The organism is Frigoribacterium sp. Leaf164, from assembly GCF_001423665.1.
GTDB lineage: Bacteria > Actinomycetota > Actinomycetes > Actinomycetales > Microbacteriaceae > Frigoribacterium > Frigoribacterium endophyticum.
The window spans coordinates 1,320,143-1,333,351 of sequence record NZ_LMOX01000001.1 but is presented as its reverse complement, the minus strand read 5'-3'; the positions used below and the strand labels follow the sequence as shown (position 1 = coordinate 1,333,351).

Annotated in this window: 14 protein-coding genes; 2 read left to right on the top strand and 12 right to left on the bottom strand. The window is 71.4% G+C overall.

The genetic code is table 11. The features are described 5' to 3' along the window. A partial coding sequence (locus ASF82_RS05995) for a DUF349 domain-containing protein (RefSeq protein WP_082514459.1) occupies positions 1 to 1,138 on the top strand: 1,138 nt, incomplete at its 5' end. Positions 1,139 to 1,241: 103 nt separating this feature from the next. Continuing rightward, positions 1,242 to 1,796 (top strand): type IV toxin-antitoxin system AbiEi family antitoxin, encoded by a 555-nt coding sequence (locus ASF82_RS05990; RefSeq protein ID WP_056054659.1) that lies wholly within the window; start codon positions 1,242 to 1,244, stop codon positions 1,794 to 1,796. A gap of 28 nt (positions 1,797 to 1,824) precedes the next feature. On the opposite strand, the gene ASF82_RS05985 is transcribed toward ASF82_RS05990, so the two are convergent. The 12 genes from ASF82_RS05985 to ASF82_RS05930 all read right to left on the bottom strand — a co-directional run bounded on the left by ASF82_RS05985 (position 1,825) and on the right by ASF82_RS05930 (position 13,208). After that, positions 1,825 to 4,107, bottom strand: coding sequence for a bifunctional (p)ppGpp synthetase/guanosine-3',5'-bis(diphosphate) 3'-pyrophosphohydrolase (locus ASF82_RS05985; protein ID WP_082514350.1), 2,283 nt, complete (start codon positions 4,105 to 4,107; stop codon positions 1,825 to 1,827). A gap of 96 nt (positions 4,108 to 4,203) precedes the next feature. Then, positions 4,204 to 4,560, bottom strand: a complete 357-nt coding sequence (locus ASF82_RS05980; protein WP_082514349.1) for a rhodanese-like domain-containing protein — start codon at positions 4,558 to 4,560, stop codon at positions 4,204 to 4,206. After that, positions 4,557 to 5,567, bottom strand: coding sequence for a protein translocase subunit SecF (secF, locus tag ASF82_RS05975; protein WP_056054657.1), 1,011 nt, complete (start codon positions 5,565 to 5,567; stop codon positions 4,557 to 4,559). Before secF ends, ASF82_RS05980 begins: the two co-directional genes overlap by 4 nt. Next, positions 5,567 to 7,327, bottom strand: coding sequence for a protein translocase subunit SecD (secD, locus tag ASF82_RS05970; RefSeq protein WP_056054653.1), 1,761 nt, complete (start codon positions 7,325 to 7,327; stop codon positions 5,567 to 5,569). The genes secF and secD overlap by 1 nt, the downstream gene beginning before the upstream one ends. 93 nt (positions 7,328 to 7,420) lie before the next feature. Beyond that, on the bottom strand, positions 7,421 to 7,843 hold the full coding sequence (gene yajC, locus ASF82_RS05965; RefSeq protein WP_056054651.1) for a preprotein translocase subunit YajC: 423 nt from the start codon (positions 7,841 to 7,843) through the stop codon (positions 7,421 to 7,423). 80 nt (positions 7,844 to 7,923) lie between these two features. Continuing rightward, positions 7,924 to 8,949 carry a Holliday junction branch migration DNA helicase RuvB gene (gene ruvB / locus ASF82_RS05960; RefSeq protein WP_056054648.1) on the bottom strand — a complete coding sequence of 342 codons (1,026 nt, stop codon included), beginning with the start codon at positions 8,947 to 8,949 and terminating at the stop codon, positions 7,924 to 7,926. Continuing rightward, positions 8,946 to 9,560 (bottom strand): Holliday junction branch migration protein RuvA, encoded by a 615-nt coding sequence (gene ruvA / locus ASF82_RS05955; protein WP_056054645.1) that lies wholly within the window; start codon positions 9,558 to 9,560, stop codon positions 8,946 to 8,948. The genes ruvB and ruvA overlap by 4 nt, the downstream gene beginning before the upstream one ends. Then, positions 9,557 to 10,162: a crossover junction endodeoxyribonuclease RuvC gene (ruvC, locus tag ASF82_RS05950; protein ID WP_200931984.1), complete on the bottom strand. Its 606-nt coding sequence runs from the start codon at positions 10,160 to 10,162 to the stop codon at positions 9,557 to 9,559. The genes ruvA and ruvC overlap by 4 nt, the downstream gene beginning before the upstream one ends. 13 nt (positions 10,163 to 10,175) lie before the next feature. Next, on the bottom strand, positions 10,176 to 10,943 hold the full coding sequence (locus ASF82_RS05945) for a YebC/PmpR family DNA-binding transcriptional regulator (protein WP_056054637.1): 768 nt from the start codon (positions 10,941 to 10,943) through the stop codon (positions 10,176 to 10,178). Between the two features lie 61 nt (positions 10,944 to 11,004). Beyond that, entirely contained in the window at positions 11,005 to 11,628 is a 624-nt protein-coding gene (gene pdxT, locus ASF82_RS05940; RefSeq protein WP_056054635.1) for a pyridoxal 5'-phosphate synthase glutaminase subunit PdxT, read from the bottom strand. Beyond that, complete coding sequence (pdxS, locus tag ASF82_RS05935) at positions 11,618 to 12,556, bottom strand: pyridoxal 5'-phosphate synthase lyase subunit PdxS (RefSeq protein ID WP_056054631.1); 939 nt, start codon at positions 12,554 to 12,556, stop codon at positions 11,618 to 11,620. The genes pdxT and pdxS overlap by 11 nt, the downstream gene beginning before the upstream one ends. 25 nt (positions 12,557 to 12,581) lie before the next feature. Continuing rightward, positions 12,582 to 13,208: an HIT domain-containing protein gene (locus ASF82_RS05930; protein ID WP_056054628.1), complete on the bottom strand. Its 627-nt coding sequence runs from the start codon at positions 13,206 to 13,208 to the stop codon at positions 12,582 to 12,584. Between the last annotated feature and the right edge of the window lies 1 nt (position 13,209).

The following is a 13,209-nucleotide window of genomic DNA, read 5'->3' as shown; positions in this document are numbered from 1 at the left end:
CCCCGACGCGACGCCCGCCGAGGCCCTCGCCTACTACGAGCGCAAGTACACCGAGCTGAACGGGCAGGTCACCCTGCTCGAGCAGCGGGTGAAGCGCGGCGCCTCCGCCTCCGACGTGGCGAAGACGGTGAAGGCCCTTCACCAGCAGCTCGTCGAGCCGAGCGCCGTCGGCGACATCGAGGCCCTGCGCACGCGCGTGGCCGCCCTCGACTCGACCGTCGGCGAGATGACCGAGAAGCAGAGCGCCGAGGCGCAGGAGGCGCTGACCGAGGCCGTCGCCTACCGCACGTCGCTGGTCGTCGAGGCCGAGACGCTCGCCGCGCAGGATCCCGCGCGCGTGCAGTGGAAGCAGGTCACCGCCTCGGTCGACGACATCTTCGCCCGCTGGCAGAAGCACCAGCAGGACGGACCTCGCATCCCCAAGGGCGAGGGCAACGACCTCTGGAAGCGCTTCCGCGCGGCCCGGTCGACCATCGACCAGCACCGCAAGGCGTTCTACGCCGAGCTCGACTCCACCCACCGCGAGGCCCGTCAGCGCAAGCAGGCCCTCGTCGAGGCCGCGGACGCCCTGGCGGCCCGCGGTGCGGACGGCATCCCCGAGTACCGCCACCTGCTCGACGACTGGAAGCGCGCGGGCCGCGCCGGCAAGAAGTACGACGACGCCCTGTGGGCGCGCTTCAAGCGCGCCGGCGACGTCCTCTACGCCGCCAAGGGCGAGATCGCCGCGCAGGACGACGTCGAGTACGAGGGCAACCTCGCGGCCAAGCTGGCCCTGCTCGACGAGGCCGAGAAGATCCTCACGGTGACCGACCGCGTGCCGGCCCGCGAGCAGCTCACCTCCGTCCAGCTGCGCTGGGACGAGATCGGCCGCGTGCCCCGCGAGCAGCTCCGCTCGGTGGAGGACCGCCTGCGCAAGGTCGAGTCGCACGTGCGCGAGCTCGACGAGCAGTTCTGGGAGAAGAACAACCCCGAGCGCAAGGCCCGCTCGGAGGGCCTCGCGAGCCAGCTGCAGGACGCCATCACGAAGCTCCAGGAGGAGCTGACGGCGGCCGAGGCGTCCGGCGACGCGCGTCGCGTCAAGGAGGCCCGCGAGGCCCTCGACGCCCGCCGGGTCTGGCTGGACGCACTCGGCTCCTGACCGGCCCGCGACGCGTCGCCCCGATCGACCACGACCGCCCGCCCTCTCCACAGGAGAGCGCGGGCGGTCCGTCGTCGCGGCCCCGGTGCACCAGGCTGGGCCCGTGCGCCGACCGCTCCCCCGCCTCCTCAGCCCTCGGGACCTCCCCGAGGCCGAGCTGCGGGCTGCCGTGCTCGACGGGGAGCTCTACGCCCTCGGTGACCGCTGGTCGTCCGTGGCCGACCCCGACGACGCGGAGGCACGGGCCCGGTCCGTCCTGTCGGAGTCGTCGTCGAGGACGATCGCGGCCCGCCGCACCGCTGCCTGGATCTGGGGGGCCTGCGCCGCGCCTCCCCCGGACCTCCAGTGCCTCGTGTCGTCATCGGCCCGCAGCCGCGGAGCTCCGTCGGGCAGCCGCGTGTCGGAGGTGCGGATCGACGACGACGAGGTCGTCCACCTCGGCGGAGCCCTCGTGACGTCGCCGGCGCGGACGGTGCTCGACCTGCTCCGGCTGAGCGACGCCAGCGGGAGGTCGGAGCAACTGGCCCTCCGGGTGCTCGCCGAGCACGAGGTGGAGCCACGCACCGTCCTGTCGCTCTCGCGGCGCCACTCGTCGGCGGTCGGTCGCGCCCGGGCGCAGGCGCTCCTGCGTGCCCTCGTCGACCCGGTGCTCGGCTGAGGCACCGGGTCGACGGAGGCCAGGCCCGTCAGCCGGCGCTCACCCGGTAGACGTCGTAGACCGCGTCGATGCGACGCACCGCGTTGAGGACACGGTCGAGGTGCGTGGTGTCGCCCATCTCGAAGACGAAGCGGCTGAGGGCCAGACGCTCGTCGGACGTCGACACGCTCGCGGAGAGGATGTTGACGTGGTGCTCGGAGAGCACCCGGGTCACGTCGGAGAGCAGGCCGCTGCGGTCGAGGGCCTCGATCTGGATCTGGACGAGGAAGACGCTCTTCGAGGACGGCGCCCACTCGACGTCGATCATCCGCTCGGGCTCCTTCATCAGGCCCTGCACGTTGTGGCAGTTGGCCTGGTGCACGCTGACGCCCTGGCCCCGCGTGACGAACCCGACGATCTGGTCGCCCGGCACCGGCGTGCAGCACTTGGCGAGCTTGACGAGGATGTCGGGGGCCCCGCGCACGAGCACGCCCGAGTCGCTGTTGCGGAGCGGACGCGTGACGCCCTTGCTCGGGAACTCGAACTCGCCCTCGTCGACCTCGTTCTGCTGCTGGACGGCGGCGAGCACTTTCTCGATGACCGACTGCGTCGAGATGTGGCCCTCGCCCACGGCGGCGTAGAGGCTCGAGACGTCGTCGTGTCGAAGCTGCGAAGCGACCTCGGCGATCGAGTCCTGGTTCATCAGCTTCTGCAGCGGCAGGTTCTGCTTCCGCATGGCCCGCGCGATGGCGTCCTTGCCCTGCTCGATCGCCTCGTCGCGGCGCTCCTTGGTGAACCACTGCCGGATCTTGTTCCGGGCCCGGGGGCTCTTGACGAAGCTCAGCCAGTCCTGGCTGGGGCCCGAGTCCGGGTTCTTCGAGGTGAACACCTCGACGACGTCACCGCTGTTGAGCACGCTCTCGAGCGGCACGAGGCGGCCGTTGACCTTGGCGCCCATCGTCCGGTGGCCCACCTCGGTGTGCACGGCGTACGCGAAGTCGACGGGCGTGGCGCCGGAGGGCAGGCCGATGACCTTGCCCTGCGGCGTGAAGACGTAGACCTCCTTGGCTCCGATCTCGAAGCGCAGGCTGTCGAGGAACTCGCCGGGGTCGGCCGTCTCGGCCTGCCAGTCGGAGATGTGCGCGAGCCAGGCCATGTCGGTCTCGGTGCGCGCGCCCGTGCTGGAGTCGTCACGGCCGCCGTTCATCCGCTGCTTGTACTTCCAGTGCGCGGCGACGCCGAACTCCGCGCGCTGGTGCATCTCGTGCGTGCGGATCTGGATCTCGACCGGCCGGCCCTTCGGCCCGATCACCGTCGTGTGCAGCGACTGGTACAGGTTGAACTTCGGCGTCGCGATGTAGTCCTTGAAGCGACCCGGCAGGGGGTTCCACCGGGCGTGGATGGACCCCAGCACGGCGTAGCAGTCGCGCAGGGAGTTCACCAGCACCCGGATGCCGACGAGGTCGTAGATCTCGTCGAACTCGCGGCCGCGAACGATCATCTTCTGGTAGATCGAGTAGTACTGCTTCGGCCTGCCGACGACGTCGCCCCGGATCTTCGTCGACTTGAGGTCTGACTTCACCGCGTCGATGACGTTCTGCACGAACTGCTCACGCTGCGGGGTGCGCTGCTTGACGAGGTTGTCGATCTCGACGTAGAGCTTCGGGTGGAGGACGGCGAAGGAGAGGTCCTCGAGCTCCCACTTGATGGCCTGGATGCCGAGCCGGTGCGCGAGCGGCGCGTAGATCTCGAGGGTCTCGGTCGCCTTCCGCGTCGCCGACTCTGACTCGACGAAGCCCCAGGTGCGGGCGTTGTGGAGGCGGTCGGCCAGCTTGATGACGAGCACGCGGATGTCCTTCGACATCGCGACCACCATCTTGCGGACCGTCTCGGCCTGGGCGCTGTCGCCGTACTTCAGCTTGTCGAGCTTGGTGACGCCGTCGACCAGCATCGCGATCTCGTCGCCGAAGTCCCGCTGCAGCATGTCGAGCGTGTAGTCGGTGTCCTCCACGGTGTCGTGCAGGAGGGCGGCGGCCACGGTCTTGGAGCCGATGCCGAGGTCGGCGAGGATCTGGGCGACGGCCACGGGGTGCGTGATGTACGGCTCGCCGCTCTTCCGCAGCTGCCCCTGGTGGGCGCGCTCGGCGACGCTGTAGGCCCTCTCGATGACCACGAGGTCGGCCTTCGGGTGGTGCATGCGGACGGTCTTGACCAGGCGGTCGACGGCACCGGCCGGCTGGCTCCGGGAGAAGAGCCGGGGCAACAGGGTGCGGAGCGACGCCGTGCCCTGCGGCTCGGGCGGCGCGTCGTTCCTCGTGGTGATCTCGGTCACGACCGCGCCTCGCTCTCGTCCTGGGGCCTCCTCGGCCCCGTCGGGTGGGTGGTGGCCGTGGCGGTGACCCGCTCCGACAACGCTACCCTCTCGCGGTCAGTCGACCGACGCCGGCCCCCCGCCGTCGCGGGTCAGCTCGCCGTCGGCGTCGCGCCAGGCGAGCATGCCGCCCTCGACGTTGACGGCTCGGCGACCTGACCGACGCAACGCCGCCGAGGCACGCATCGAGCGCATCCCCGAGTGGCAGACGACGAGCACGTCTCGGTCGGTCGGCACCTCGTCGAGGCGCTCCCCCAGCTCGGAGAGCGGCACGAGCACGGCCTGCGGCGCGTGGCCGGCGTCCCACTCGGATCGCTCGCGGACGTCGAGCAGGTAGCCGCCGTCGGCGACGAGGGCGACGGCCTCCGCGGCGGTGACGTCGGGGAAGTCGGACGAGCCGGCCGCGGCGGTCACGAGCCGACCTCGGCGCGCTCGTCGACGGTGACGGGGGCGGAGGCCGCCGACTTCTTCGCGTCGCGGTCGGCGAGGGCCGGTTCGCGCATCCGCAGCGTCGCGTAGAGCGGCGACGCGATGAAGATCGTCGAGTAGGTGCCCACGAGGATGCCGATGAACAGGGCGAGCGAGATGTCGCGCAGCGTGCCGGCCCCGAGGACGAACGCGCCGATGAACAGGATCGCCGCGACGGGCAGCAGGGCCACCACGGACGTGTTGATCGACCGCACGAGCGTCTGGTTGACGGCGAGGTTGACCGACTGCGCGAAGGTCCGCCTCGAGCTCTCGCCGTCCTCCGTGGTGTTCTCGCGGATCTTGTCGAAGACCACCACCGTGTCGTAGAGCGAGTAGCCCAGGATGGTGAGGAAGCCGATGACGGCCGCGGGGGTGACCTCGAAGCCGACGATGCCGTAGATGCCGGCCGTCAGGACGAGGTCGTGGAGCAGGGCCGCCATGGCGGCCAGCGACATCTTCCACGTCCGGAAGTAGAGCGTCATGCCGATCGCGGCGAGGATGAGGAAGATCACGAGGCCCTTGATGGCCTGGCCGGTGATGTCGGCGCCCCAGGAGGCCCCGATGAACGACGACGTGACCCGGTCGGCGGGGACGTCGTAGGCCTCGGCCAGGGCGTCGGCGACGTCGTTCGTCTGCGCCGGCTCCAGCTGCGAGGTCTGCACGCGGATGGTGTCGGAGCCGACCTGCGTCACGCGGGGTGTCGAGCCGGGCGCCGTCGCCTCGACGGTCTCGCTCGCGACGTCCTGGTCGAGGGAGGCGGGCTGGGCCACCTGGAACTCGGACCCGCCGGTGAACTCGATGCCGAAGTGGAAGCCGCCGCGGAGGAAGGGCACCGTGGCCGACAGGATGAGGACGACGACGGCGACGATGTACCAGGTACGGCGTCGGCCGACGATGTCGTAGGAGCGAGCCCCCGTGTAGAGGTCGTTCCCGAACTTCGAGAAACTGGCCATCAGGAGTCCTTCCCGTCAGTGCGCGTCGTGTCGTCGACACGGTCGCCGTTCTTCTCGGCGGCCTTGCGCTCCGCGATGGTCTGGCGCTTGGCGGCCTCGCGGCCACCGGCGCCCTTGCGAGCCCCGACGGGTGCCGGGGTGCGGAACTGTGCCCGGCCGCGGTAGACCGCGCCGAGGGCCTTGGGGTCGAGCCCGCTGAGGGGGTTGCCCTCGCCGAAGAAGCGCGTGCGGGCGATCAGCTGGAGCATCGGGTGCGTGAACAGGGCCACGACGATCAGGTCGATGACCGTCGTGATGCCGAGCGTGAGCGCGAAGCCCTTCACGTTGCCCACCGCGAGGATGAAGAGCGTGATGGCGGCGAGGAAGTTGACCGTGTCCGACGCGATGATCGTGCGGATGGCCCGACGCCAGCCCGACTCGACGGCGGACTCGAGGATGCGCCCGTCACGGAGCTCGTCGCGGATGCGCTCGAAGTACACGATGAACGAGTCGGCGGTGATGCCGATGGCCACGATCAACCCCGTCACGCCGGCGAGCGAGAGCCGGTAGCCCTCCCGCCACGAGAGGATCGCGATGACGAGGTAGGTCAGGGTCGCCGCGATCACCAGCGACAGGATCGTGACGAAGGCCAGCGCCCGGTACTGCACGAGCGAGTAGATGACGACGAGGATGAGGCCGATCAGGCCGGCGATGAGGCCGCTGGCGAGCTGGGTCTGGCCGAGCGTCGCCGTGATGTTCTCGTTGCTCTGCACCGTGAAGCTGATCGGCAGCGCGCCGAACTTGAGCTGGTCGGCGAGGGTCTTCGAGGTGTCCTGCGTGAACGAGCCGGTGATCTGCGCCTTGCCGTCGGTGATCGCGGCGTTGGCGGACGGGGCGGTGATCACCTGGTTGTCGAGCGTGACCGCGAACTGGTTCTGCGGCGCCTGCAGGGTCACGAGGCGGGAGGTGACGTCGCTGAACTCGCGCGAGCCCTGGCCGTTGAACTCGAGGTTCACGGCCCAGGTGTTCGTCGAGTTGCCCTGCGAGTCGGTGGCGAGGCCGTTGGTGGCGTCGCTGATGTCGCTGCCCTGCACCTCGACCGGGCCGAGGATGAACTTCGACGTGCCGTCGGTCGAGCAGGTGACGAGCGGCTCGTCGTCCGGCGCGGTGGCGAGGTCGTTGTCCGCGGCGCACTGGTAGTTCGTGTACTCGTCGGCCAGCTGCTCGGTGATCCACGCCAGGTCGGAGGCGTTGGTCGGCGAGGCGGTGGGGGTCGAGTTGAGCTCGGGGTTGGGCGTGTAGGGCGTGGCGGACGGGCTCGCCGAGGCGCCGTCGGTGTCGTCGCCCCCGACGGCGGCCGTGCTCACGGCCTCCGTGTAGAGGACGGGGCGGAAGGTCAGGCGCGCCGAGGCCTCGATGCGCTCGAGGGTCGCGTTGTCGGGCCGGCCGGGGATGGAGACGACGATGTTCTGCGAGCCCTGGCGGGTGATCTCCGACTCGGAGACCCCGGCCGAGTCGATGCGCTGGCGGATGATCGTCACGGCCTGGTCGAGCTGCTGGCTCGAGACGGACTCGCCGCTCGCGAGCTGTGCCGCGAGGGTGATCTGCGTGCCGCCCTGCAGGTCGAGCGCGAGCTCGGGCACCCAGCTGGCGCCGGCGGCCCAGTCGGCCTTGCCGTTCAGCAGGGTGGCGGTGCCGTTGAGGGCGGTCAGCCCCGCGATGATGACCAACAACCAGGTCAGGGAACGAAGGGCCTTCTTGACCGGCGTCGAGCGTGCCACGGAGGAGTCTGCTTTCTCATGGGAGCGCGCGCCCTGGTGAGGAGCGCGCGCCGGTGGTCGAGCGAGGCCACGTCGTGGCCCCGCGACGGCGGTCTAGACGGTGCGGGGGTTCTCGTCGTCGGAGGCCGAGGTGTCGACCCGGTCGCCCGGGGCACGCTCGCCGAAGGCGGGCTTGGTCAGGTTGACCGGTGCGGCGGCGGGACGGCCGTCGACGTCGTCGGCCTCGTCGACGACGGTCTCGTCGTCGGCGGCGACCGGGGGCGTCACGACCCGGCCGAGGGTCTGGCGGTGCACCTTCAGGACGGTGCCCGGGGCGACCTCGACCTCGGCCGTGGTGGTCTCGTCGTCGATCGAGACGATGGTGCCGTAGACGCCGAAGGTCAGCATGACCTCGACCCCGGGGACGAGCGCGGTCTGCAGCTCGGCCTGCTGGCGGTCGCGCTTCTTCTTGTTGCGGAACATGAAGAAGACGAGGACCACCAGGAGGAGGACCATGATGAGCGATGTGGCGTCCATGAGGAACTGCCTTTCGGAGCTAGGAGGTTGTCGTCGGCGGCGGTGCTGCGGGGGCCCCTGGCCTCACCGACCTCCGGAGATCATAGTTCATCGCCGAACAGCGCCCCTGAGCCGCGCGACAGGCCGAAGTGCCGCCACGCCGTCGCGGTGGCCACCCGCCCGCGCGGGGTCCGGACCAGGAGGCCCACCCGGACGAGGAAGGGCTCGACGACCGACTCGATGGTGTCGGCCTCCTCCCCCACGGAGACCGCGAGGGTGCCGAGCCCGACGGGCCCCCCGTCGAACCGGGTGAGGATGGTCTTCACGACCTCCCGGTCGAGGCGGTCGAGCCCCAGGTCGTCGACGTCGTAGAGCTCGAGCGCCGCGCGCACCGTCGCGAGGTCGGCGTCACGGCCGTGGACGAGGGCGTAGTCGCGCACCCGGCGCAGCAGGCGGTTGGCGATGCGCGGCGTGCCGCGGCACCGGCCCGCGATCTCGGCCAGGGCCTCTCCGTCGACGGCGATGCCGAGGAGCGAGGCGGCGCGTCGGAGCACCTCGGCGAGCTCCGCCTCGTCGTAGAACTCGAGGTGGGCCGTGAAGCCGAAGCGGTCGCGGAGCGGGTTCGGCAGCATCCCGCTGCGGGTCGTCGCCCCCACCAGGGTGAAGGGCGAGAGCTCGAGGGGGATGCTCGTGGCCCCCGCGCCCTTGCCGACCATGATGTCGATCCGGTAGTCCTCCATGGCGAGGTAGAGCATCTCCTCCGCGGAGCGCGCCATGCGGTGGATCTCGTCGATGAAGAGGACCTCGCCCGGCACCAGGGCCGAGAGCACGGCGGCGAGGTCGCCGGCGTGCTGGATGGCCGGCCCGGACGACATGCGCAGCGGGCGGCCGCTCTCGTGGGCCACGATCATCGCCAGGGTCGTCTTGCCCAGCCCGGGCGGACCGGCCAGCAGGATGTGGTCGGGCGACCGCCCCTGCATCGCGGCGGCCTTGAGGAGCAGCTCCAGCTGCCCACGGACCTTCGCCTGCCCGACGAACTCGCCGAGCGAGGTCGGCCGGAGCGCGCCCTCGAAGGCGAGCTCCGCCTCCGACTCGACGGTGGGCCGGGTCAGGTCGGCGTCGGTCACGAGCGGGCGCCGAGCGACTTCTGCGGCCCGAGGTGGCCGAGCGCCGCCCGGAGCAGCTGCGGCACGGCCGCGGCGACGTCGTCGCCCCGGGCGGCCACGACGGAGTCGATCGCCGCCTGGGCCTCGCGCTCCGACCAGCCGAGGCCGACGAGCGCGACGAGGACGTCGGCGGCCGTGCTGGAGGCGGCGGTGACGCTGGGCGCGGACGCCGCGACGTCGAGCTTGCCGGCCAGCGACAGGACGATCAGCTTCGCCGTCTTCGGGCCGATGCCCGAGACGCGACGGAACGCCGCGTCGTCGTCGTCGGCGACGGCGTGGGCGACCTGCGACGGGCTGAGGTGCCCGAGCACTCCCTGGGCGCTCTTCGGGCCGACGCCCGTCACGCTGCGGAGCAGGTCGAAGACCTCGAGCTCCTCGCGGTCGGCGAAGCCGAAGAGGGAGAGGTCGTCTTCCCGCACGACGAGGGCGGTGTGGAGCATCGCCGTCTCGCCGGGCCGCAGGGTCAGGGCGAGCTGGGCCGTGACGCCGACGCGGAGGCCCACTCCCCCGACCTCGACGACGACGGTCGTCCCGGAGGCGGACAGCACGGTTCCCCGGACGGACGAGATCATGCCCCCAGCCTAGGAGCCCGCTGGCGCTTCTCCGCGTCGCGCCACGCCCGCTGGGCGGGCGTCAGCCCGGCGGCCGTTCCGGTGCCGCCCGACGCCGAGGACGAGCCGGACGGCACGGTGGTCGTGCGACCGTCGCGACGCCAGGCGTGGCAGATCGCGATGGCGAGGGCGTCGGCGGCGTCCGCCGGACGGGGCGGCTCGGCGAGGCCGAGCAGCCGGGCCACCATGGCGGCGACCTGGGCCTTGTCGGCGGACCCGTAGCCGGTGACGGCGGCCTTCACCTCGGAGGGGGTGTGCAGCGCCACGGGGATCGACCGCTCGGCGGCGGCACGCAGCGCGAGCCCGCTGACCTGCGCGGTGCCCATGACGGTGCGCAGGTTGTCCTGCGCGAAGACGCGCTCGATCGCCATCGCGTCGGGCCGGTGCTCGTCGACGAGGGCCTCGATGCCCCGGCCGATCGTCATGAGCCGCTGCTCGAGGGGCTCGTCGACGCCCGACCGGACGACCGTCACGGCGACGAGGGTGGCTCGCCGCTGGGCGTCGACCTCGACCACGCCGACGCCGCAGCGCGTCAGGCCGGGGTCGATGCCGAGCACCCGCAGCGGCACGGCCTCGTCAGTCTTCGTCGTCGTCGTCGAGCGCGGCCTGCACGTCGGCGGGAACGTCGAAGTTGGCGTAGACGTTCTGGACGTCGTCGTCGTCGTCGAGCGCGTCGACGAGCCGGAACACCTTGCGGGCCGTCTCGAGGTCGACCTCGATCTTGAGGCCGGGCACGAACTCCACGTCGGCGGAGTCGTAGTCGATGCCGGCGTCCTGGAGCGCGGTGCGGGTGGGGACGAGGTCGGACGGCTCCGTCACGATCTCGAAGCCCTCACCGCGGTCGGTGACCTCCTCGGCGCCGGCGTCGAGGACGGCGGTGAGGACGTCGTCCTCCGTCAGCTCGTCGGTCTTCATGACCGCGATGACGCCCTTGCGGCTGAAGTTGTACGCCACGCTGCCGGGGTCGGCCATGGTGCCGCCGTTGCGCGACATGACCGTGCGGACGTTGGCGGCGGCCCGGTTCTTGTTGTCGGTGAGGCACTCGATCAACAGGGCGACGCCGTTCGGGCCGTAGCCCTCGTACATGATGGTCTGGTAGTCGACGACCTCGCCGCTGAGGCCGGCGCCGCGCTTGATCGCGCGGTCGATGTTGTCGTTCGGCACCGAGGTCTTCTTGGCCTTCTGCACCGCGTCGACCAGGGTCGGGTTGCCCGACATGTCCGCACCGCCCTGCTTGGCGGCGACCTCGATGTTCTTGATGAGCTTGGCGAACGACTTCGCGCGACGGCTGTCGATGACGGCCTTCTTGTGCTTGGTCGTGGCCCACTTGGAATGCCCGGACACGGTGCTCCTTACCTACGGCAGATGATCCGGATCAGTGTACCGGCCGTCGCCGCCGGAGAGGTCAGCGGGAGGCGAAGGCGCGGGCCTTGTCGAGGAACCGGGCGTGGAACCGGTAGTCGGCCGTGACCTCGGGGTGGAACGCGGTGCCGAGCAGGGAGCCCTGCTCGACCGCGACCACGCGGCCGTCGTCGAGCACGCCCACCGCGGTGGCCAGCGACCCGACCCTGTCGACGACGGGGGCGCGGATGAAGACCGCGTGCACGGGAGGGCCGCCGATGACGGGCACGTCGAGGTCGGTCTCGAAGGAGTCGGTCTGGCCGCCGAACGCGTTGCGGCGGACGGAGACGTCGAGCCCGCCGATCGTGCGCTGCCCGGGGGTGCCGTCGACGACGTGGTCGGCCAGCATGATGAGGCCCGCGCAGGTGCCGTAGACGGGCAGGCCGCCGTCCACCGCGGCACGGAGGGGCTCGGCCATGCCGAAGGTCCGGGAGAGCTTGTCCATCACGGTGGACTCCCCGCCGGGGATGACGAGGCCGGAGACCGAGGCCAGCTCGTCGGGGCGACGGACGGGCACGGCCTCGGCGCCGAGGGCCGTGAGCACCGCGAGGTGCTCACGGAAGTCGCCCTGGAGGGCGAGGACCCCCACCCGGGGGCCCCGTGCCTCCGTCGAGGGGCTACCAGCCACGCTCGGCGAGGCGGTGGGGCGCCGGCAGGTCGGGCACGTTGATGCCGACCATGGCCTCGCCCAGGCCACGGGACGCGTCGGCCACGACCTGCGGGTCGTCGAAGAACGTGGTCGCCTTGACGATGGCGGCCGCCCGCTCACGCGGGTTGCCGGACTTGAAGATGCCGGAGCCGACGAAGACGCCGTCGGCGCCGAGCTGCATCATGAGCGCGGCGTCGGCCGGGGTCGCGACGCCGCCGGCGGTGAAGAGGACGACGGGCAGCTTGCCCGTCGCGGCGATCTCGGCGACGAGCTCGTACGGAGCCTGGAGCTCCTTCGCGGCGACGTAGAGCTCGTCCTTCGCGAGGCCCTTGAGCTGCGCGATCTCCTTCGAGATGGTGCGGATGTGCTTGGTCGCCTCGGAGACGTCGCCGGTGCCGGCCTCGCCCTTCGAGCGGATCATGGCCGCGCCCTCGGTGATGCGGCGGAGGGCCTCGCCGAGGTTCGTCGCGCCGCAGACGAAGGGGACGGTGAAGTTCCACTTGTCGATGTGGTTGACGTAGTCGGCCGGGCTGAGGACCTCGGACTCGTCGATGTAGTCGACGCCGAGGGTCTGCAGGACCTGCGCCTCGACGAAGTGGCCGATTCGGGCCTTGGCCATGACGGGGATGGAGACGGCGGCGATGATCTCGTCGATCATGTCGGGGTCGCTCATGCGGGCGACGCCGCCCTGCGAGCGGATGTCGGCGGGCACGCGCTCGAGGGCCATGACGGCGACGGCGCCGGCCTCCTCCGCGATCTTCGCCTGCTCGACGTCGACGACGTCCATGATCACGCCGCCCTTCAGCATCTCTGCGAGGCCGCGCTTGACCCGGTCGGAGCCGGTCGTGCCGGCGGCGGTCGACGAGGAGGCGGAGGTGGGGACGGAGGTCGGGGTGCTGTCGCTCATGATGCGCCTAGTTTAGGCGCACTCGTCAGGCTGCGGGCCCCGGTGACGCCGCCGGTGCCGAAGTGGCCTCGTCGTGCGGCCACGCCTCGGCGACCGCGGTGCGGACGTCGCCGAGCAGCTGCGTGATCGCCTTCGTGCCCGCCACGATGGGGAAGAAGTTCGAGTCGCCCGCGTAGCGCGGCACGACGTGCTGGTGGAGGTGCGCCGCGATCCCCGCGCCGCCCACGGCTCCCTGGTTCATGCCCAGGTTGAACCCCTGCGCGTGGGACACCTCGGTGAGCACGCGCATGGCCGTCTGCGTCAGCGCCCCGATCTCCGCGACCTCCTCGGGAGTCGCGAGGTCGTAGGTGGAGACGTGCCGGTACGGGCAGACCAGCAGGTGACCCGGGTTGTACGGGAACAGGTTCAGGAGGACGTAGGCGTGGCGGCCGCGGGCGACGACCAGCGCCTCCTCGTCGGGTCGCGACGGCGCACGGCAGAACGGGCACGAGTCGTCGTCGTGCGCGCCCTGCCCGCCGGCGACGTACACGGCGCGGTGCGGAGTCCAGAGTCGCTGGAAGGCGTCGGGCACGCCCGCGAAGTCGCCCGCCGACTCCCCGGGGGCGGGCGTCGCGCCCTCTCCCCCGGAGCCGGCGGGCGTGCTCGCCGTCACC